The sequence below is a fragment of the Kitasatospora sp. CB01950 genome (genome assembly GCF_001905465.1).
In the GTDB taxonomy this organism is placed as follows: Bacteria; Actinomycetota; Actinomycetes; order Streptomycetales; family Streptomycetaceae; genus Kitasatospora.
The window spans coordinates 54,215-73,452 of sequence record NZ_LISX01000020.1 but is presented as its reverse complement, the minus strand read 5'-3'; the positions used below and the strand labels follow the sequence as shown (position 1 = coordinate 73,452).

At 73.2% G+C, this 19,238-nt stretch carries 21 protein-coding genes; 10 read left to right on the top strand and 11 right to left on the bottom strand.

Going from position 1 to position 19,238, the window contains the following annotated elements:
• The first annotated feature begins 68 nt into the window (after positions 1-68).
• Positions 69-338 carry an acylphosphatase gene (locus tag AMK19_RS32025; RefSeq protein WP_198953510.1) on the top strand — a complete coding sequence of 90 codons (270 nt, stop codon included), beginning with the start codon at positions 69-71 and terminating at the stop codon, positions 336-338.
• 5 nt (positions 339-343) lie between these two features.
• On the opposite strand, the gene AMK19_RS32020 is transcribed toward AMK19_RS32025, so the two are convergent.
• Positions 344-775: a cytidine deaminase gene (locus tag AMK19_RS32020; RefSeq protein WP_073818705.1), complete on the bottom strand. Its 432-nt coding sequence runs from the start codon at positions 773-775 to the stop codon at positions 344-346.
• 72 nt (positions 776-847) lie between these two features.
• Here AMK19_RS32020 and AMK19_RS32015 point away from each other — a divergent pair, with 72 nt between their 5' ends.
• Together AMK19_RS32015 and AMK19_RS32010 are read left to right on the top strand one after the other, a co-directional pair.
• The gene (locus AMK19_RS32015) at positions 848-1,471 is read left to right on the top strand and encodes a DinB family protein (protein WP_073818703.1); all 624 of its coding nucleotides are present in this window, start codon (positions 848-850) and stop codon (positions 1,469-1,471) included.
• 37 nt (positions 1,472-1,508) lie between these two features.
• Positions 1,509-2,150 (top strand): hypothetical protein, encoded by a 642-nt coding sequence (locus AMK19_RS32010; protein WP_073818701.1) that lies wholly within the window; start codon positions 1,509-1,511, stop codon positions 2,148-2,150.
• 60 nt (positions 2,151-2,210) lie between these two features.
• On the opposite strand, the gene AMK19_RS32005 is transcribed toward AMK19_RS32010, so the two are convergent.
• From AMK19_RS32005 to AMK19_RS31990, 4 genes are all read right to left on the bottom strand, one after another.
• Positions 2,211-3,602, bottom strand: a complete 1,392-nt coding sequence (locus AMK19_RS32005) for an NAD(P)/FAD-dependent oxidoreductase (protein ID WP_073818699.1) — start codon at positions 3,600-3,602, stop codon at positions 2,211-2,213.
• Between the two features lie 80 nt (positions 3,603-3,682).
• Positions 3,683-4,057, bottom strand: coding sequence for a cupin domain-containing protein (locus AMK19_RS32000; RefSeq protein ID WP_073818697.1), 375 nt, complete (start codon positions 4,055-4,057; stop codon positions 3,683-3,685).
• Positions 4,054-5,538 (bottom strand): APC family permease, encoded by a 1,485-nt coding sequence (locus AMK19_RS31995; RefSeq protein WP_073818695.1) that lies wholly within the window; start codon positions 5,536-5,538, stop codon positions 4,054-4,056. Before AMK19_RS31995 ends, AMK19_RS32000 begins: the two co-directional genes overlap by 4 nt.
• A 233-nt stretch (positions 5,539-5,771) precedes the next feature.
• The gene (locus AMK19_RS31990; protein ID WP_073818693.1) at positions 5,772-7,250 is read right to left on the bottom strand and encodes an extracellular catalytic domain type 1 short-chain-length polyhydroxyalkanoate depolymerase; all 1,479 of its coding nucleotides are present in this window, start codon (positions 7,248-7,250) and stop codon (positions 5,772-5,774) included.
• A gap of 240 nt (positions 7,251-7,490) precedes the next feature.
• Between AMK19_RS31990 and AMK19_RS31985 the strand changes: the two genes are divergently transcribed.
• Complete coding sequence (locus AMK19_RS31985) at positions 7,491-8,618, top strand: PP2C family protein-serine/threonine phosphatase (protein ID WP_073818691.1); 1,128 nt, start codon at positions 7,491-7,493, stop codon at positions 8,616-8,618.
• Positions 8,619-8,665: 47 nt separating this feature from the next.
• A complete protein-coding gene (locus AMK19_RS37750) occupies positions 8,666-10,048 on the top strand; it encodes a 2-dehydropantoate 2-reductase N-terminal domain-containing protein (protein ID WP_241844689.1) in 1,383 nt (460 codons plus the stop codon).
• Here the strand turns inward: AMK19_RS37750 and AMK19_RS31970 are convergent.
• Entirely contained in the window at positions 10,036-10,482 is a 447-nt protein-coding gene (locus tag AMK19_RS31970; protein ID WP_073818772.1) for a hypothetical protein, read from the bottom strand. The two genes, AMK19_RS37750 and AMK19_RS31970, sit on opposite strands and share 13 nt — an antisense overlap.
• Positions 10,483-10,574: 92 nt before the next feature.
• Between AMK19_RS31970 and AMK19_RS31965 the strand changes: the two genes are divergently transcribed.
• Positions 10,575-11,363 (top strand): phosphotransferase family protein, encoded by a 789-nt coding sequence (locus AMK19_RS31965; RefSeq protein ID WP_073818689.1) that lies wholly within the window; start codon positions 10,575-10,577, stop codon positions 11,361-11,363.
• 62 nt (positions 11,364-11,425) lie between these two features.
• On the opposite strand, the gene AMK19_RS31960 is transcribed toward AMK19_RS31965, so the two are convergent.
• Both AMK19_RS31960 and AMK19_RS31955 read right to left on the bottom strand, forming a co-directional pair.
• Positions 11,426-12,346 (bottom strand): GNAT family N-acetyltransferase, encoded by a 921-nt coding sequence (locus AMK19_RS31960; protein ID WP_073818686.1) that lies wholly within the window; start codon positions 12,344-12,346, stop codon positions 11,426-11,428.
• Positions 12,347-12,379: 33 nt separating this feature from the next.
• Positions 12,380-13,039 carry an HAD family hydrolase gene (locus tag AMK19_RS31955; protein ID WP_073818684.1) on the bottom strand — a complete coding sequence of 220 codons (660 nt, stop codon included), beginning with the start codon at positions 13,037-13,039 and terminating at the stop codon, positions 12,380-12,382.
• Between the two features lie 275 nt (positions 13,040-13,314).
• On the opposite strand from AMK19_RS31955, the gene AMK19_RS31950 reads away from it, so the two are divergent.
• Positions 13,315-13,959 (top strand): DUF1062 domain-containing protein, encoded by a 645-nt coding sequence (locus tag AMK19_RS31950; RefSeq protein ID WP_073818682.1) that lies wholly within the window; start codon positions 13,315-13,317, stop codon positions 13,957-13,959.
• 59 nt (positions 13,960-14,018) lie between these two features.
• Here the strand turns inward: AMK19_RS31950 and AMK19_RS31945 are convergent, their stop codons facing one another.
• The 3 genes from AMK19_RS31945 to AMK19_RS31935 all read right to left on the bottom strand — a co-directional run bounded on the left by AMK19_RS31945 (position 14,019) and on the right by AMK19_RS31935 (position 16,820).
• Positions 14,019-14,696 carry a maleylpyruvate isomerase N-terminal domain-containing protein gene (locus AMK19_RS31945; protein ID WP_073818680.1) on the bottom strand — a complete coding sequence of 226 codons (678 nt, stop codon included), beginning with the start codon at positions 14,694-14,696 and terminating at the stop codon, positions 14,019-14,021.
• Positions 14,697-14,784: 88 nt separating this feature from the next.
• Entirely contained in the window at positions 14,785-16,083 is a 1,299-nt protein-coding gene (locus AMK19_RS31940; RefSeq protein ID WP_073818677.1) for a PP2C family protein-serine/threonine phosphatase, read from the bottom strand.
• A 248-nt stretch (positions 16,084-16,331) separates the two neighbouring features.
• Positions 16,332-16,820, bottom strand: coding sequence for a GNAT family N-acetyltransferase (locus tag AMK19_RS31935; RefSeq protein ID WP_073818675.1), 489 nt, complete (start codon positions 16,818-16,820; stop codon positions 16,332-16,334).
• 307 nt (positions 16,821-17,127) lie between these two features.
• Here AMK19_RS31935 and AMK19_RS31930 point away from each other — a divergent pair, with 307 nt between their 5' ends.
• The 3 genes from AMK19_RS31930 to AMK19_RS31920 all read left to right on the top strand — a co-directional run bounded on the left by AMK19_RS31930 (position 17,128) and on the right by AMK19_RS31920 (position 19,233).
• Positions 17,128-17,643 carry a GNAT family N-acetyltransferase gene (locus AMK19_RS31930; RefSeq protein WP_073818673.1) on the top strand — a complete coding sequence of 172 codons (516 nt, stop codon included), beginning with the start codon at positions 17,128-17,130 and terminating at the stop codon, positions 17,641-17,643.
• A gap of 30 nt (positions 17,644-17,673) precedes the next feature.
• Positions 17,674-17,871: a hypothetical protein gene (locus tag AMK19_RS31925; protein WP_073818671.1), complete on the top strand. Its 198-nt coding sequence runs from the start codon at positions 17,674-17,676 to the stop codon at positions 17,869-17,871.
• A gap of 138 nt (positions 17,872-18,009) precedes the next feature.
• On the top strand, positions 18,010-19,233 hold the full coding sequence (locus AMK19_RS31920; protein ID WP_073818669.1) for an MFS transporter: 1,224 nt from the start codon (positions 18,010-18,012) through the stop codon (positions 19,231-19,233).
• Positions 19,234-19,238 lie beyond the last annotated feature (5 nt).

The following is a 19,238-nucleotide window of genomic DNA, read 5'->3' as shown; positions in this document are numbered from 1 at the left end:
CCGCGCCGTCCCGCCTGCGATATACCTTGCGGGCAGTGGCAGTGGCGAGCGGGGCGAGGTGGGCGCGGGTGATCCGGCGGCGGGTACTGGTCTCGGGCACGGTGCAGGGCGTCTTCTTCCGCGACTCCTGCCGGCGCGCGGCGGCGGACGCGGGCGTGGTCGGCTGGGTGCGCAACCTGCCGGACGGGCGGGTGGAGGCCGTCTTCGAGGGCGACGACGGCCCGGTGGAGCAGATGGTGGCGTGGATGCGCCGCGGCCCGTCCCGGGCGGTGGTCGACGGCGTCGAGGTGGTCCCCGAGCCCCTGGAGGGCCTGCTCGTCTTCGCCATCACCGACTGAGGCCGCTACTCCTCGTACGGCCACGTCTCGTCGGGGAACACTCGCGCGAACCAGTGCGGTTGGACGTCCCTCAGGCGCAGCGTCCGCCACCGCGTCGGGTCCTCCGGGACCGGCACCCCGACCTCGACGTCCGGCCCGTACGCGAACAGCCGCTCCTGGCAGACCCCGCACGGCGCGAGCACCCAGTGGCCCCGTCCCTCGTCGGCCGCGGTGACGCACACGGACGCCACCACCCGCCGCCCCTGCTTGAACGCCTCGCAGATCGCCCCGGTCTCGTGGCAGAGCCGCACCGCGTTGTTCGGCGGCTCGGGCGCCGTGCTCGTCAGCACCGTCCCGTCGTCCAAGCGCAGCGCCGCCGCCCCGGCCCACTCCTGTCCGGGAAACCGTCGGCGGGTCAACTCGATTGCCGCGTCCACAAGTTCCTGATCAACAGCCATGCGCGGCAGCCTATCCGCCGGGGGCGCGGAAAATCTGCGCGTTTTCGCAGGTCCTGGGCCACACTTCACCCCATGACGAACCAACTCGACGACCACAAGCGCGACTTGAAGCTCTATCTGCAGGATGCCCGGGAAGCGGTCCTGTGGAAGCTCGAAGGCCTCTCCGAGTACGACGTCCGCCGCCCGATGACCCCGTCCGGCACCAATCTTCTCGGCGTGGTGAAGCATCTGACGGGCGCCGAGGCCGTCTACTTCGGCGAGACCTTCGGCCGCCCCTTCGAGAACGCCCCGGGCCTGTGGGTCGCGGGCACCGCCGACGAGCCCAACGCCGACCTGTGGGCCCGCCCGGACGAGAGCCGCGAGATTCTGGTCGCCGAGTACCGCCGCGTCTGGGCCCACGCGGACGAGACGATCGACGCCCTCCCCCTGGACGCCCTCGGCCAGGTCCCCTGGCCTCCGCGTCTGCACCTCGGCCTGGGCCGGATCCTCCTCCACATGGTCGCCGAGACCCACCGCCACGCGGGCCAGCTCGACGTGGTCCGCGAACTCCTCGACGGCGCCACCGGCCTGCGCCCCGACGACCCGGTCCTCCCCGACGTCGCCCCCGACTGGTGGCCCGCCCACCGTGCCCGCCTCGAACAGGCCGCCCGCGAAGCGGCCCGGGCCGCGGGCGAGAGCGTCCCGCCCGCGAAGTGATGGACGGCGGCCGGGCCGGGCCGCCAGGATGGGCGGTATGACGGAGAGTGAGCCGGGGACGCCGTCGGCGCCGGGGAGTTCGGGAACGCGGCGGCCGGACTGGGCGGCGGTCGGCGCGCTGGCGGGGGTTGCGGCGGCGCTGGTGGCGCTGGTGGCGTACCTGCTGCCCCCGGACGCGCCGCCACCCGCGCCCGCGTCCTCCACCGGGTGGACGCCGGAGCCGAGCCCGCCGCCGAGCCGCACCAGCACCCCGTCGCCGGGGCCCGAGCCGTCCCCGTCCCCCTCGCCGTCCCCCTCGCCGTCCCCCTCGCAGTCCCCCTCGCAGTCCCCCTCGCCGTCCCCCTCGCCCGAGCCGGTGTCCTCGCGTCCGGTGTCGCTGCCCACCGTGCGGCCCGCCGGGTGCTCGCAGGCGTCGGCGGCGGTGGCGGCGTACCGGCGTGACCCGGGGCCGACCCGGGCGGCGCAGGCGGACGCGGCGAACCTGGCGTACCAGGGGCTGATGCGGGCGGGCACGGACGCGGATCCGCCGGTGCGGCCGACGATCCTGCGGTTGGCGCAGGGGTTCCAGGAGTTGAGCTTCCGGCTGAGCGGCATAGTGCTGGCCGACCCGAACGAGGTGATCCCCGATCTGAACGCGGATCTCCAGCAGCTGAACCGGCTCTGCGGCGACGGCGGTTGACGCACATGCGGCCGCCGGCCGCCCCCGGAGGAGGGAGCGGCCGGCGGCGGGTCCGGGGTGTCAGCTGTCGAAGCCGAGGCCCAGGGTGTCCATGGTCTTCAGCCAGAGGTTGCGCTTGCCGCCGTTGCGGTCGGCGCGGTCCAGCGACCACTTGGTGATGCCGATGCCGGCCCAGCGGACGGGCTCGGGCGGGAACGGCAGCGGCTTGCGGCGGACCATCTCCAGCGTGGTGCGCTCGGTGGGCTTTCCGGCGAGCAGGTCGAGCATGACCTCCGCGCCGAAGCGGGTCGCGCCGACGCCGAGCCCGGTGAAGCCGGCCGCGAGGGCGACCTTGCCGCGGTAGGCGGTGTCGAAGAACGCGGAGAACCGGGTGCAGGTGTCGATCGCGCCGCCCCAGGCGTGGGTGAAGCGCAGGCCCTCCAGCTGCGGGAAGGTCTGGAAGAAGTGCTTGGCGAGGGTCTGGTAGGTCTGCGGCCGGTGGTCGTACTCGGCGCGGACCTTGGCCCCGTAGTGGTAGATGGCGTCGTAGCCGCCCCACAGGATCCGGTTGTCGGCGGACAGCCGGTAGTAGTGGAACTGGTTGGCGCTGTCGCCGATGCCCTGCCGGCCCTGCCAGCCGATCGCGGCGAGCTGTTCGGCGCTGAGCGGCTCGGTCATCATCGCGTAGTCGTACACCGGCACGGTGTAGGGGCGGATCCGCTTGACCAGCGAGGGGAACACGTTGGTGCCGAGGGCGACCTGACGGGCGTACACCCGGCCGTAGGGGGTGCGGACGGCCATGCCGGAGCCGGACTCGGCGATGTCGGTGGCCTTGGTGTGCTCGTAGATGCGGACGCCGAGGCGCTCGCAGGCCTGCTTGAGGCCCCAGGCGAGCTTGGCCGGGTGGAGCATGGCCACGCCGTCCTTGTCCCACAGCGCGCCGAGGTAGGTCGGCGAGTCGACCTGCGCGCGGACGGCGTCGGCGTCGAGGAGTTCGTAGTCGCCGTACTCCTTGGCGAGTTCGTACAGCTCGGCGAGTTCCTCGACCTGGTGGGGTTCGGTGGCAACGTCGAGTTCGCCGGTGCGCTCCCAGTCGCAGTCGATGCCGTGCGTGGTGACGGCGTCCTCCATGGCCTGGAGGTTGCGGGCGCCGAGTTGTTCGAGCGCGGCGAGTTCGTTCGGCCAGCGCTCGTAGCCGTTGCCGAGGCCGTGGGTGAGGCTGGCGGCGCAGAAGCCGCCGTTGCGGCCGGACGCGGCCCAGGCGATCTCCTGGGCCTCGATCAGGACCACGTCGCGGCCGGGGTCCCGTTCCTTGGCGATCAGCGCGGTCCACAGACCGCTGTAGCCTCCGCCGACGACCAGCAGGTCGCAGCGCACGTCGCCGGTGAGTGCCGAGCGGGCCTCGGGGCGTCCGGGGTCCTCCAGCCAGAACGGGGTGGGCTTGGCGTCCCGCAGGGCGTGTACGGGGTCCATGTTCTCGGTTCCTTGCCTCGGGCCGGCCCGTCCGTGGGGGCGGTCGGGCCGGCTCTGCTGGTGCTCGCGGCAGTGAGCGGTTATCGGTCCTCGTCCTCGGCCGCCTCCGGGCCGAGGTTGATGGTGTAGACCTTGCGGAGCGTCTCGTGGACGGTCCAGGTGGTGCGGTCGCCTTCGCGCAGCACCGTGAGGTCGCCGGGGCCGACCTCCAGGACGGCGCCGTGGTCGAAGGCGATGGTGGCGCGGCCGCTGAGGACGACGAACATCTCGTCGGCCTCGGTGTCGGTGACCACCCCGGGGGTGATCTGCCAGATGCCGCGGATCTGTCGGCCGTCGGCGGACTCCCAGACCACCTTTCCGGTGACCTCGGGGGTGCCGGAGACGATCTGCTCGGGGTCGAGCGGTTCGGGTTCCAGCTCTGCGTCCGGGACGTGCAGGGCGAAGCTGTCGATCATGCCTCGACGCTATCCGTTCCGGCGCCGTCCGCGACCTTGTCACTGTGTGCCGAGTCCCACTGCGACCCTGACAGCCCGTACGCCCGCACGCCGGCGGCGAGGTCGGCCGCGCCGCGCTCGGCGGCGGCGGTCTCCCGGGCGGCCTTGCGCGCCGCCAGCAGCGGGTAGAGCAGCAGCGAGGCGCCGACCACGATCAGGCAGTACACGACGGCCCTGGAGCCTTCCTCGTTGTACTGCTCGATGGCGGCCCAGACGCTGACGGCGGTCAGCGAGAAGGTGATCAGGCCGATGCTCCACCAGCCGCCGGGAATCCGGTAGGGGCGCTCCAGCTCGGGCTCGCGGATGCGCAGCGCGATCAGGGCGGCGACCTCCAGCAGGATGCCGATGTTGGTGAGGAAGACGTCGAAGATCACCAGGTTGCTGAAGCTGGAGAAGCAGAACAGCGCGTAGATGACGGACGATCCGATGATCGACGCGATCGGCATCTTGTAGCGCTTGCTCTCCTTGGAGACCCACTTGGGCAGGTAGCCGTCGTGCGAGAGCGCGGAGGGCAGCCGGGAGTAGGAGGCGAGCAGCGCGGAGAACATCGCGACCGAGGCGAACAGGCCGCCGATGGTGACGGTGTACTGGAGCCACGGGCCGGCGAGTTCGCCGGCGATGTCGGAGAACGCGCCGTCCTGCCAGCTCTTCCAGCCGTTCTCGCCGTCCGCGCCGACCGCGAGGGCGCCCAGCGAGGGCAGCAGGTAGCCGACGATGATCAGCAGGACGGACCAGAACAGCGCCTTGGGCAGGTGCTTCTTCGGGTTCTCCATCTCGCCGGCCACGGTGGAGACCGAGTCCCAGCCGGAGTAGTTCCACATCACGATGAACAGGCCGGAGCCGAAGGCGTTCCAGGTGGACTGGCCCTGTTCGGCGGTCAGCGAGGAGACCGGGTTGATGCCGTCGCTCAGCAGGTGGTAGGCGCCGATGGCGGTGAGGATCAGCATCGGGGTGAGGCAGATGATCGCGAACACCACGGAGGAGTCGCCGACCCAGCCCGCGCCCATCAGGTTCACCAGCGTGAAGACCACGATGACGCCGACGCAGATCGCCCAGTTCAGGTCGACCTGGATGCTGCCGATCTCGAACAGCACGTGCTTGCCGGGCGCGACGGCCCCGATCAGGCTGGACAGGTACGAGGTGAACATGACGGGGTACAGCGCCATGTCGACGAAGCTGCACACCCACTGCAGCACGCCCTGCTGGAAGGCCCAGAACCGGCCGAGGCCGCGCTTGACCCAGTGGTAGTACCCGCCCTCGACGGGGATGGCGGTGCCGAGCTCGGCGCACACCAGGGCGTGCGGAACGCTGTAGATCAGCGGGGCGATCAGGATCAGCAGGATGCCCATGCCGGGCCCGGAGGTCGAGAACAGCGGCTCGATTCCGTAGGCACCGCCCGAGACGCCGAAGAAGATCAGGGCGACCAGGGGAACCAGGCTCACGCGCTTGGGCGTTGCCCACCGGTTCTCCGGCGGGGCCACAGGGATGGCGGTCATTTTCACCTTGGCAATCGGGTTTCGGCACGAGTGTGAGGTGCACGAGTCTGGTCGCCACTGTGACGTACGACAATCGTTCAATCTGTCAGACGTCTTGTTGCCCCCCTGACACTCTGGCGGGCCCCGCCGAAAATCCGACGGGGCCACATCATCGCTGGTCAGAGCCGGTTAGCCAGTGTTCACGCACCGCAACCGGCGTCCGCGAGCACGAAATACCCGGCCGAGGTCTCCTTCAATGTGTGAGTCACGAACAGGTTCCACAGCCCCATGGTCTGGTTGGAGCCGTTGGCGTACGCGTACCCGCCGCTCTGGTGGGCGCGGCCTGCGGCGACCTGGTTGTAGTTGTTGTCGGTGAAGCACCGGGGCGTGAACACGCTCCCCGCAGTGGTCGCCGTCACGGCCGAACTCGCCGTCCCCACCACGCCGTTGGCGTCCACCGCCGCCACCGTGTACGCGTACCCGGTGCCCGCGCTCAGGCCGCTGTCGGTGTACGCGGTGCCGGTGGCGGCGCCGACCTGTGCGCCGCCCCGGTACACGGTGTAGGACGCCGCCCCGGCCACCGCGTTCCAACTCAGCGCGGCCGTGGTGTCGGTGGTGCCGGTGACGGCCAGCCCGCCCGGCGCGGGCAGCCGGGTGCCGCCGCCGTTGTCGCCGCCGCCGCTGCCGTCCAGCCCCCAGAACAGCCCCGTCCAGTACGACGAGCAGACGGTGTTCAGGAAGTAGGCGCCGCTCCGGCCGCAGTCGGCGGTGCCGCTGCCCGGGCTGACGGGCAGGCCGTGGCCCATCCCGGAGACGCTGTACAGCTGGACGGCCGGCCTGCCCGAGGCGTCGTTGTACTCGCTCAGCGTGGTGTTGCCGGGCAGCGACCGGGTGGCGGAGGCGGTCTGCGGGATGCCCCACACGTTGGTCCACTGGTCGCGCAGTTCGGTGGCGTTGACCGGGGCGACGGTGCTGTCGGAACTGCCGTGCCAGATCGCCACCCGCGGCCACGGCCCGGTCCAACCCGGGCTGGACGCCCGGACCTTGTCGCCCCACTGAGCGGGCGCCAGGTTCTGGTTGGCGTTCTGACAGCCGGACGCGGCGGCCTGCGTGGTGGCGCACTGCGCGGGCAGGCCGGAGGCGATCGAGCCGCCCGCGAACACGTCCGGGTAGTCGGCCAGCAGGTCGGCGGCCATGCCGGCGCCCGCGGACAGGCCGGTGACGTACACCCGTGACGGGTCGCTGCCGTACAGCGCGACCGCCTTGTCCACCATCTGCTTGACCGACAGCGCCTCGCCCTTGCCGCGGGTGTCCTTGGCGCTGTCGAACCAGGAGAAGCAGGACAGCGCGTTGTTGGTCGCGCCGGTCTGCGGGAAGACCACGGCGAAGCCCCAACGATCGGCGAGCTGCGCCCAGCCGGAGTTGTTGTAGTAGTCGCTCGCGGTCTGGGTGCAGCCGTGCAGCGCCACCACCAGCGGCTTGCCGGTGGCGAGCCCGCTCGGAACATAGCTGTACATCGCCAGGTTGCCGGGGTTGCTGCCGAAGCCGGTGACCTGCCCGAGTCCGGCGGCCGAGGCCTGCGGCGCGCCGGTCAGCAGGCCGGCGGTCAGCACGGCTCCCGCGACCAGCGCCTTCGCCCAGCGTCCGATCCGTCCCGCTCTGCTCGTGTGTCGTGCCATGTGGGGGCTCCGCTCTCGCTGTGTGCTCGCATGCCGGGGTGGGGGGTGGCCGAGCACGGTTGGCGTGAATCATCGGCGCGGTCCGGACGGCCGCCCATGGCCCGGTGCACCACCGCAGGCTCGAACGGCATGGTGGCGGCCACCATTGAGCCGCCGTCGGCGCGCCGCGCCGATCATCGGACGGGCACCGCCCGCGCCTCCCACACCCGGGGACCTCGCCCGGGTACCGTTCACCGGGTCATGCCCACGATCACCGACATGCCGGATCCGACGCCGCGCCGCACGGTTCTGAGCACCATCATCCTTTCGTCGCCGTTCCTGCTGATCGCCCTGGCGGCGGCCGCCGACACCGAGACCCCCGCCGGCCAGCGCTACGACCGCTTCGTGGTGGCCGCCCCCGCGCTCGCCGCCGCCAGCTGGGGCCCGGTCGGGACGCTGCTGATCGGCGCCCTCGCGATGCTGACGGAAGTGGTGCTGGCCCTGATCCGGGAGGGCCAGGTCGGCGCGTCCGCCGGCTCGGTGATCGCCGCCACTCTCACCGTCACCTTCGCGGCCGCCTACACCGCCGCCCAGCGGGTGCGCCGCGAACACGACCTGGCGCTGGTCCGCTCGGTCGCGCAGACCGCCCAGCAGGTGGTGCTGCGCCCGCTGCCGGACCGCATCAACGGCGTCGACCTTGCCCTCTACTACCGGGCCGCCGCCGAACAGGCGCAGATCGGCGGCGACCTGTACGAGGCGGTACGGACCCCGTTCGGGGTGCGGATCATCCTCGGCGACGTCCAGGGCAAGGGCCTGCCGGCGGTCGAGATGGCGGCGGCGCTGCTCGGCTCGTTCCGCGAGGCCGCGTACGACTGCAAGGACCTGCCGGCGCTCGCCAGCCGCCTGGAGACCGGCCTGCAGCGGTACGCCGAGCGGGCCAGCTCGCGGGACGCCTCCGAACGCTTCGCCACCGCCGTCCTGTTGGAGATCCCCGACGACCGCCCCGAGGCCCACCTGCTCAACTGCGGCCACCCGTCGCCCGTCCTGATCCAGCCCGACGGCGTGCGCCTGCTGGAGCCGGACACCCCGCTGCCGCCGCTCAACCTGTCCGCGCTGGTCGCCTCCGACTACCGCGCCACCACCGTCCCGTTCGGCCCCGGCGACCGGGTGCTGCTGTACACCGACGGCGTCTCCGAGACCCGCGACCGCGACGGCGAGTTCTACCCGCTCGCCGAACGCCTCGCCCGCTGGACCGCCGAACCCTCCGTCAAACTCCTCGACAGCCTCCGCCGTGACCTGCGCCGCTACTCGGGTGGCCCCGCCGACGACGACGTCGCCGCACTCCTCGCCGCCCGCTACACCCCGAAGGGCGGCCCCACCTCGAACTGACGGACGGTAACCTCGGGGGCCGCCGCCCGTCGACGAAGGAGCCCCCGGTGCCCGAGGACCGTGCCGTACCCCCGCTGCGGATCACCGTGTTCGGGGCAGGCAGCATCGGCTGCCGCCTCGGCGGGGCGCTGGCCGCCGTCGCCGACGTGACCCTCGTCGGCCGCCCCGCCGCGATGGCCGAACTCGACCGCGCCGGCCTGACGTTGACCGGGCCCGGGGACCGTCGCCTGCACACCCGGCCGGCCACCGCGACGGACGCCTCGGCCGCCGCCGGGGCCGACTACGTCCTGGTCACCGTCAAGTCCGCCGACACCACCGCCGCGGCCCGCGCCCTCGCCCCACACCTGGACCCCCGCACCACCGTCATCAGCTTCCAGAACGGCCTCCACAACGCCCGCCTGCTCGCCGACGCGCTCCCCGCCCACCGCGTCCTGGCCGGCATGGTCCCCTACAACGTCGTCCGCACCGCCCCCGCCGCCTTCCACCAGGGCACCCAGGGCCACCTGATGCTCGCCCGCATCCCCACCCCGCCGACGTCCCCCGCCGACCGGCCGCCCGCAGGGCAGAACCCCACCTCCGCGACGCAGCCCCCCGCCGCATCCGAGTCCCCCGACGCCGCATGGCCGCCGGCAGGGCAGAACCCCGCCCCCGCGACGCGGCCCCCCGCCGCATCCGAGTCCCCCGACGCCCGCCAGCCACCCGCAGGGCAGAACCCCACCGATCGCCTCACCGACGCCGACCAGCCGCCCGCAGGGCAGAACCCCACCCCCGCGACGCAGCCCCCCGCCGCATCACACTTCCTCCCCACACAGCAGCCGCCCGCAGGGCAGTCCCCCGTCTCCCCCACCTCCCCCGAACACGCCGCGTCCGCCGAGCAGTTCGCCTCGCGGTTCGCCGAGGCCGCTCGGGCCGCCGGTCTGCCGGTGGAACTGCGCGACGACATGCCGCAGGTGCAGGCGGCCAAGCTGTTGATGAACCTGAACAACGCGGTGAACGCCCTGTCCGGCCGCCCGCTGCGCGAACAACTCGGCAGCCGCCCCTACCGGTTGGTGCTGGCCCGCTGTCAGCGCGAGGGCCTGGCCGCACTGCGGGCGGCGGGTCTCCGCCCGGCCCGTCTCTCCCCCGTGCCGGCGGGGTGGATGCCGGCCGTCCTGCGCCTGCCGGACGCGCTCTTCCGCCGGCTCGCGGCGGCCAGTCTGCGGGTCGACGCGCAGGCCCGGTCCTCGATGTGGGAGGACCTTCAGCGTGGCCGCCGCACCGAGATCGACTCCCTCCAGGGCGAGATCCTGGCCCTCGCCGAACGCCACCGCCTGCCCGCGCCCGCCAACCGCCGCCTGCTGGAACTGGTCCGGGCCGCCGAGTCGTCCCCGACCCCGCCGTCCTGGTCCGGCCCGGACCTGTTGGCCGCCCTCGACGCTCAGGAGGGCTGACCGCCCGGATTCTCGACCCGCACGTTGTTGGTGCCCACCCGGCCGATCTGCAGCGCGATGCCGTGCACGTCGGCGCTGATCTCGTTGTGGATGGTGGTCACCTCGATCCGCGACCCGCCGCCCTGCGGGGCGATCTCGTCGAGCAGGGCGCGCAGTTCGGCGACGGCCGTCGGGTCCTCGCGCAGCACGGTGAGCAGGCGCTGTTCCCAGTCCTGCCGGACGTTCTCGCGGACCTCGGGCAGCTCGTTCTCCTCGGCGTCCAGCACCTCGGCGTAGGCGAGTTCGATCCGCGCGGCCTCCACCCGGCTCTCCCGCCCCCGGGTGAGCAGCCGCCCGACCCGGTCCCGCACCTGCCCCCACAGGTCGGTGGCCACCGCGCCGACCAGCGCCGTCGCCCCCGAGGCCGCCAGCTCGGCCAGTTCGGTCCCCACCATGTCCGCCGCCACCCCTCGTCGTTCCTGCTCTGCCGCCCCTAGCCTAGTGACCCGAACCGTCAACCCGCCCACTCCTCCCGGAAGCTGACGCCATGACCACCCGATGGACCACCCACGGCGTCGAGCTCCTCCCCACCACCGTCCGCAAGCACTTCCGCCCGGACGCGGACGGCGATCCGTCCCGCGAGTGGCGGGCCCTCACCCTCCTCGACCAGCACGCCCCCGGCCTCGCCCCGCGCCCCCTCTCACTCGCCGCCCACACCGTCACCATGACCAGACTCCCCGGCGTACCCCTGCGCGGCACCGACCTCACCCCCACGCACCTCGACGCCCTGGCCCACGCCACCGACCGCCTCCTGCACGCCGTCCCGTCCGACGTCGCCGCCCGACTCCCCGCACGACGCTGGGACGTCGCCGCTTCGGTGGCCGCGATCCGACACCGCACCCGGCACGCCTCGGCCCCGGCGCTCACCGCCGGCCTGCGCTGGCTGGCGGACGCGGAGCCCGAGCTGTTGGCGGGCAGCGCGGTGGCGGTGCCGGTGCTCGGACAGGCGGACGGCAACCTCGCCAACTTCCTCTGGGACGGCGCCGAGGTACGGCTGGTCGACTTCGAGGACTCCGGACGCAGCGACCGCCCCTACGAACTCGCCGAGCTGGTCGAGCACATCTCCACCTGGGTCGACACCGACCTCGACGCCCCGGCCTTCCTCGCCCGTTTCACCCTCTCCCCCGCCGACGACGCCCGTCTTCTCCAGTGCCGCCGCCTGTTCGCCCTCCTCTGGCTGGTCTTCCTCACCACCGACCCGGCCACCGAGGCCCGCAACCCGCCGGGCACCGCCGCCCGCCAGGCCGCCCGCCTGCTCGCGCTCCTCGACCGCTGAGACGCCGAACACCGAACGCCGACGGCCGACCGCCGACCGGTCCGTCAGCCCGCCGTGCTCGGCTACTGAAGCGTCTTCTTCAGCACCGTCGAACTGTGACGAACCGTCATCCCCGCCTTCAGGTACAGGTCCAGCGCCCCGGTCGCCGAGTGCGTCCACAGTGTGCAGCTGCGCAGGCCCGCGTCGCGGCAGGCGTGGAAGGTGTGGCGGAGCAGGTGGCGGGCGATGCCGCGGTGGCGGTGGGCGGCGTGGACGGCGACGTTCTCCACGTAGCCCTCGCCGGTGGCGGGAAGGCCGAGGGACAGGGCCGCGCCCACGAGGTGGCCGTCGGCGAAGGCGAGGGGTGAGCGTTCGGCGGCGAAGCTGTCGCGGCGCACGGTGTGGGCGGCCCATTCGTCGAAGTCCTTGCGGCGCTGCTGCCATTCGTCGAACGCGTCCTCGACGAGCCGGTGCGCGGCCCGCTCGTCGGCGGCGTCGCCCGCGCGGAAGGGCCGTACCGTGATGCCCTCGGGCGCCGGCGGCAGCGCGTGGGGCAGGTCGTCGAGGTCGATGGCGAGCAGCCAGCTGGTCGCGTCGGCGCGGAAGCCGCGGGCGCGGAGCAGCGCGGTGGCGGCGGTGTCGCGGTCCGGGACGATCTGGGCGAGTTCGGCAGTGCCGCGTTCGCGGGCGCGTTCCTCGATCCATCGCAGCATCGCGGTGCCGATCCCGCGCCCGCGGTGTGCGGGGTGCACGTCGGCGTCGGTGCGCCGGTCCGTCCAGGCCCAGGCCGCGAGTTCGCCGTCGGGCGCGTGCACCAGCAGGGTGTCGGTGACGGGATCGAGCCCGGGCCGGGCGAGGACGGTCGCGATCGCGCCGCTGTCGCTCACCGCGGTGCCGCCGAGGGCGCGTTCGCATGCGTTGACCAGCTGCTGGACCGCGTACAGATCGGTCGCCGGCTCGAGCGCCCGCGCGGTCCACCCTTCGGGAAGTACTGCCTGCGCCATCGAGTGATCACCTTCCTCGGAATTGACGGTCCGTCATATTCCGTGCACCAGCGCGGGCAACTCCCGCATGTCGGAGAACAGGACAGTACCGTCCCCGGCGAGCGCCTCCACCCCGGTCGGCCCGCCGGTGTAGCCGAAGCACCGCATGCCCGCGGCCCGCGCGGCCCGGGTGCCGGGCCCGCTGTCCTCCACGACGGCGCACGCCTCGGGCGGGTAGCCCATCCGCTGTGCGGCGTGCAGGAACAGGTCGGGCGCGGGCTTCCCCCGGGCGACCTCGCTCGCGCTGTGGATCCGTCCCTCGAAGTGCTCGTACAGGCCGGTCCGGCCGAGCGTGTGCCGCATCTTGGCGTGGCTGCCGCTGGAGGCCACGCAGGACTGCAGTCCGAGCCCGGCCAGTGCCTCCACGATGCCGTCCACCGGGGCCAGTTCCGCGTCGACGAGCTCCCGGTGGCGCTGCTCGAACCGCTGCTCCCACTCGGCGGCGGCCTCCGCGCCCAGCCGTTCGGCGACCACCTGCCAGCCGGCGGCGTGCGACCGCCCGATGAAGTGCCGGACGACCTCGGCCTCGCTGAGCGGCCATCCGAGTCGGGCGCCGACCTCCCGCTGCACGCGTACCGCGATCCGCTCGCTGTCCACCAGGACGCCGTCGCAGTCGAAGATCACCAGCTCGACCGGGCTGCTCGATGCGATCATCCGCTCAGCATATTGCGCGGGCTCGAACGGCCTTCCCCGCCACGGAAATTGAGTTGCCGTCGTCCGGAGCATCGATCACCATCGCCGCATGGACTTTTAGTGGATGCCACGCAGTATCAGCAGCTCTGTCGCGCGACCGCCCTCGCCGCCCTCTGCCGGGCCCCGGGGCGATGATTCGCGCCCTCGTGTGCACCCGCCGAACCGCGGGGGCCCGGTCCGGCCTGCGCGCCGGCCGCTGAGCGCCCCTGCCGAGTCCTGAAAGCAAATCGACCTTCATGCATACCGATCGCAAGGCCCTGTGGGCCGTGCGCCAGTCCGCCCTGCCCGCCGTCGTCCGTCCGTGCCCGGACTGCCCCGGCACCCGGCACCGCCCTTCGGGGAAGATCCGGGTCAACGCGAGTGGCAAACTCCTCGACGTGTGGCTGCTGTTGAGCTGTGTCAACTGCGACCGCACCTCGAAGGTGCCCGTCCACGAACGCGTGCACGTCTCCACGCTGGAGCCGTCCCGCCTGGTGTCGTACGAGAACAACGACCCGGCCGCGGTGCGGGAACTGACCATCAGCGCCTCGCTCGCCGCCAGGAACAACTACCGCCTGGACTGGGACGGCACCTGGGAGTTGGACGTCCGCACGCCGCTGTACGCGCTCGACTCCGTCGCGCCGCTGCGGATACGGGTCGTCTTCGACCTGCCCGCGCCGGTCCGGGTGGAGCGGCTGCTGATGCTCGGGCTCGGCCTCAGCCGGCCCCGGGTGCGGCGGATGCTCGCCCACGGCCTGGTGCTGCTGCCGCCGGGCCTGGGCACCAAGGCGCACCGGGGCTTCGAGTTCACCCTCCACCGTCCCGCCACGCCGCCGTCCGTCTCCGCCGCCGAAGTGCCGGCCCTCGCCCGGTGGCCGCACTCGGAGCCCCTCGGGGCGTAACGTCACGGCCTCCCGGGGCGGCGTCGACACCCGCCCCGGGAGGCTGTGCCTCCCGCATCTCAGCCGAGCGTCAGCCAGGTGATCCCGGCGCGCTTCACCTCGGTCTGCTCGGCCTCGTCCAGTTCGGCCCGCCCGGTCGCCTTGCGCAGCAGCGTCGCCCGGTCCCAGCCGAGCGCCGCCCGCACCGACGCACCGTCGGCCTCCGTCAGCAGCAGGGCTTCCAGCACGTCGGAGGCCTGGTCCGTCAGCCAGGCCGGCCGACCGAGCGCATCGGCCAGGTCGAGCGCGTGCACGGCGAGCTCCACCACCCGGGTGATCATGAACTCGGTGAGCAGCATGGGGTCGCCGTGCCGGGTGCGCACCACCCGCGTCCCGGCCTCCGCCCCGAACCGGGCCGCGACCTCCCGCCAGGTCCGCCCGAACTCGCCGACGGGATCGGCGCCTTCGCCGGCCGTGTCCCTGGCGAGCGCGATCCGTGCGCTGTTGGCGGCGGCGTCGAACCGCTCGTCGGGACGGTAGTACCCGACGGCGTCGACCTCGGCCCGCTCGGGTTCGGGCGCGGCCAGCATCGCCTCCACCCGTCCGACCGCGACCCGCACGTGCGACAGCAGTTCCACCGCCGTCCACGGCTCGCACCGGGTGGCCCGCGCCCACTCCCCGTCCGGCAGGCCGGCGATCGCTGCCCCGAGCGCCTCGGCCTCGGCCCGGAGCGCCTGCTCCACAAGTTCCTTCTGCATACCGACGCACGCTACCCGCGCCCCACCGCGCGTCCGGCACCGCCCGTCGCCCGTCGCCCACCGCCCGTCCGGCAGCGCGGGGTGCGGGTCAGCTACGGCTCGGTGTCCGGATGGCCAGCACCGCCATGTCGTCGTGGCCGTCGCCGGGGTGCCGGTCGGCGAGGATGCGCACCAGTTCGTCGAGCGGCCGGTCGGCGTGCGCGGCGGTGAGCCGGGCGAGCGCGTCGAGGCCGTCGTCGATGTCCCGGTCGGGGCGTTCGACCAGGCCGTCGGTGAAGAACACCACGGTGGCGCCGCTCGGCAGCGGATCGGTGTGGTCGGGCCGGGGCACGGCGGGGTCGACGCCGATCGGGATGCCGGGCTCGCCCTCCAGGTACCAGGTCCGCCCGTCCGGGCCGAGGACCAGCGGCGGCGGGTGCCCGGCGGTGCTCCAGTGCATCGTCCAGCCCGGGCCGGCGGCGGGCTCGATCCGGGCCAGGCACGCGGTGGTGACCGGCAGGTCGGTGATGTCCTCCACGGTGCGGTCGAGTTGGGTCAGCACCGAACTGGGCGGGCTGCGACGGTCGTACAGCAGCGCGCGCAGCATGTTCCGAGCCTGCGCCATCGCGGCCGCCGCGTGCAGATCGTGGCCGACCACGTCGCCGATGACGGCGGCGCACGCCCGGTCCGGGAGGATGACGGCGTCGTACCAGTCGCCGCCGACGCCCGCCGGCTCGGCGGCGGTCCGATACACGGCGGCCCCTTCGAACGGCGCCAGGTCGGGCAGCGTCGGCAGCAGCAGCCGCTGGAACTGCGCGGCGCTGTCCCGCATGTAGCCGAACAGCCGGGCGTTCTCGATCGCGATGCCGGCCGCGCCCGCGAGCGCCCGCACCACCTCCTCGTCCGCCTGGTCGAACGGCCGCCCGTCGCGGCGCTCCGACAGGTACAGGTCGCCGTAGATCTCGCCCCGGACGGTGATCGCCACGCCCAGCAGCGTCCGCATCGACGGATGGCCCGGCGGGAACCCCACCGACGACGGGTGCGCGCCGATGTCCGCCACCCGCAGCGGCTCCGGATGCCGGATCAGATGCCCCAACACCCCGCGCCCGCTCGGAAAGTCGATCCCCGCCAGCGCCGCCCGTTCCTCCTGCGACAGCCCCGCCGTGACGAACTCCTGCAGCCGGTCCCCCGACGGCGCCAGGATCCCGAGCGCGCCGTACCGCGCCCCGGCCAGTTCCATCGCCGTCGTCACGATCCGGTGCAGCACCACCGGCAGGTCCAGGTCGCCGCCGATCGCCAGCACCGCCGACAGCAACCCCTGCAGCCTGTCCCGCGCGGCCGCCAGCGCATGCAGCTGCGCCGCGATGTCGTCCACCCGCTCCCCCGCCACCGGCACCTGCTCCGACATCGGCGTCACCTCGCTCACCGCCCCCACGGTACGCACCCCGCCACCCTCCACCCCGGCCAACACGCGCTGCGCCCCCGCACCGCGCCGCCGTCGACGCCGCCCACGCGCTCATCAGGTCGAGGTGGCCGGCGAGCGGGTTGCCGTCACGGTGGTTCTCGACCGAGCGGTGGCGCGAGTTGGCGTAGACGTCCAGCAGGGCGGCACCGGGTCGGCCGTCGCCTCGGCGACGAATGCCGCGAAGTCCGGTGTCACGTCAGCTCCTTGTGCATCAGCGTGCACATCGTCTCGTACCGTTGGAGGGAGCCGTCCTCGGCCTCCACGTCCCAGGAGTCGAGTTCGCAGCCGAAGGCGCGGTAGCCCAGGCGTTCGTAGAGGGCGCGGGCGCGCGGGTTGTTCTCCTCGACGCCGAGTTCGGCGCGGGTCAGGCCGCGGACGCGGATCCGCTGCTCGGCGGAGCGGATCAGCAGGGTGCCGATCCCGCAGGACTGCAGGGCCGGATGGACGCCGAGCTGCCAGAGCGTGCCGGCGCCGGGCTTGACGGTGTAGTCGATGCCGCCGACCGCCACCGGGTGCCCGACCGGCGTGCACACCGCCAGGTAGTCGATCTCGCCCGCCTCGGCGCGGCGGATCTGGTGGAGGAGCTCGCGCACGTGCTTGGGGGAGCCCGCCCAGCCGCAGGACGGCAGGTCCGCCTCGGTGAGGCCGCGCACCGACAGGTGCAGGCTGATCTCGGTCATCGGCGCATCCCTTCGACTCCGACAGCGACCGACCGGCTCCCATTGCAGCAAGCCGGTCCCCGTGCCGTCCAAGGGGTTTCGGACCGGCCGTGACGTTCGCCGGAAGGGTTTGCGCTCGCGACTGGGCCGGGCGTCGGCCTCGGGTCGGGCGTCCGGGGCAGCACGGCCAGGTCGAGCACGTCCGCCGTCGTGAACGTCGCACCCGATCAATTCGGTTGAACGGCCGACGCACTGTCCGAGACAGTGGCGTGCACCCGAACCGAGCTGGTCGCGGAGTGCGCAGCGCCCTCTCGACCCAGGAGACAGCATGACCGCGGTCCGACCCGAGCCCATCCCCACCGAGCGGCTGATCCTGCTGCCCCTGCAGGTCTCGCACGCCGACGAGATGGCCGCCGTGCTGTCCGATCCCGCGCTGCACGCCTTCATCGGCGGCGCCCCCGACACCGCCGACGCCCTCCGCGCCCGCTACGAACGCTGGTCGGCCGGCTCCCCCGACCCCGCCGAGTCCTGGTGCAACTGGGTGATCCGGCTCCGCGACGACGCCTGCCTGGTGGGCACCGTGCAGGCGACGGTCACCGCCGACGACCGCGGGGCCACCGCCGAGATCTCCTGGGTGGTGGGCACCCCCTGGCAGGGCCGCGGCATCGCCACCGAGGCGGCCCGCGGCCTCGTCGACTGGCTTCGGCAGCTCCCGGTGCACACGGTCGTCGCCCACATCGACCCCGACCACCGGGCGTCCGCAGCCGTCGCCACCGCCGCCGGCCTCACCGCCACCGACCAGTGGCACGACGGGGAGATCCGGTGGCACCTGACCACCGGCTGACCCTGCCTCTCGACGACGACCGTTTCGTCCGTGCCCTACTGGGACGTCCTCCGCCCGGCCCTCGACTCGCCCGAGGCCGACCCCGATGTCCTCCTCCACTGCCGCGACTTCCTCCACGCGCTCACCGTGAGTCGGCGCAGCGAGGTACGGCAGGCCGTCGAGATCCGTGTCTGGGAATGGCTGCTGGCACCCGAGCGGGAGCTCCTCGGGTACGACGGCGCACGCTGAAGGCCCGTCAACTCCGCCCCGATCGAACGCAGTTGCGGCATACCCCTCGTGACGGTGATGTCGGAAAGCTGCCAGCCCCCGTCCACCGGTCCTGCTGAACTGGCCGGACCTCACCAGGCCCGGCACAGGACGGACTTCATGACCTCGACCACCACTGCCTCGCACCCCGGCGCGGCCGACCGCCGCCCGGCCCGATCTCCCGCGCGGCAGTGGCTGCCGGTGTGGGCGGTCATGCTGGGGATCTTCTCGATCGTCACGACCGAGATCCTGCCGATCGGCCTGCTCACCACGGTCGGCGCCGACTTCGCCGTCTCCGACGGGATGGCGGGGCTGATGATGACGATGCCCGGGGTCCTCGCGGCGGTCTCGGCGCCGCTGGTCACCGCGGCCACCGCGCGCTTCGACCGCCGGGCGATGCTGTGCGCGTTCATGGCGCTGCTGGCGCTGGCGAACGGCCTGGCTGCGGTGGCGCCGGTCTTCTGGCTGGTGCTGGTGTCGCGCGCGATGGTGGGCGTGACGATCGGCGGCTTCTGGTCGATCGGGGCCGGTCTCGCCGGGCGGCTGGTGCCTGTGCACGCGGTCGGACGGGCCGTCTCGGTGATCTTCTGCGCCGTCCCGCTGGGGTCCGTGCTCGGGGTTCCCGTCGGAACGTTCATCGGCAGTGCGGCGGGCTGGCGGACGGCGTTCGCCGTCATGGGCGCGCTGGCGCTCGGCGTGTTCGTCCTCCTCCTGCTGGCCGTGCCGCCGCTGCCGCCGACCGAGGTCACCCGTCTGAGCGTGCTGGGCGGACTGTGCAGCCGGCTGAACGTCCGCTTCGCCCTGCTGCTGACCTTCCTCGTCGTACTGGCCCACTTCGGGGCCTACACCTACGTGACCCCGTTCCTCGAACAGGTGACGCGGGTGGGTCCGAGGGCGATCACCGCATTCCTGCTGCTCTACGGAGTGGCGGGCGTCCTCGGCAACTTCCTCGGCAGCGCGCTGATCGCCCGCCGCCCGCGGGCCGGCTTCGGTGCGGCGGCCGCCCTGCTCGGCGCTGCCGCGCTCCTCCTGCCGGTCCTGGGCCACTCGCCGGCCGGCGCGCTGGCGCTGCTGTTCGTCTGGGGTGTCGCCTACGGCGCCGTCCCCGTCTCCTCGCAGACCTGGTTCGCCAAGGCGGCGCCGGACGCGCCCGAGGCGGCTTCGGTGCTGTTCACGGCCTCGTTCCAGGCGACGATCTCGCTCGGCGCGCTGGTCGGCGGAGGCGTCGTGGACCTCACCTCGCCCGCCGCGGTCATGACCTTCGGCGGCATCACGGCCGGACTCGCCGTGCTGGCCGTGTGCGCCCACTTCGTCCGCGGCCTCAGCTGGCCGCCCGCGCCCTGAGGCGG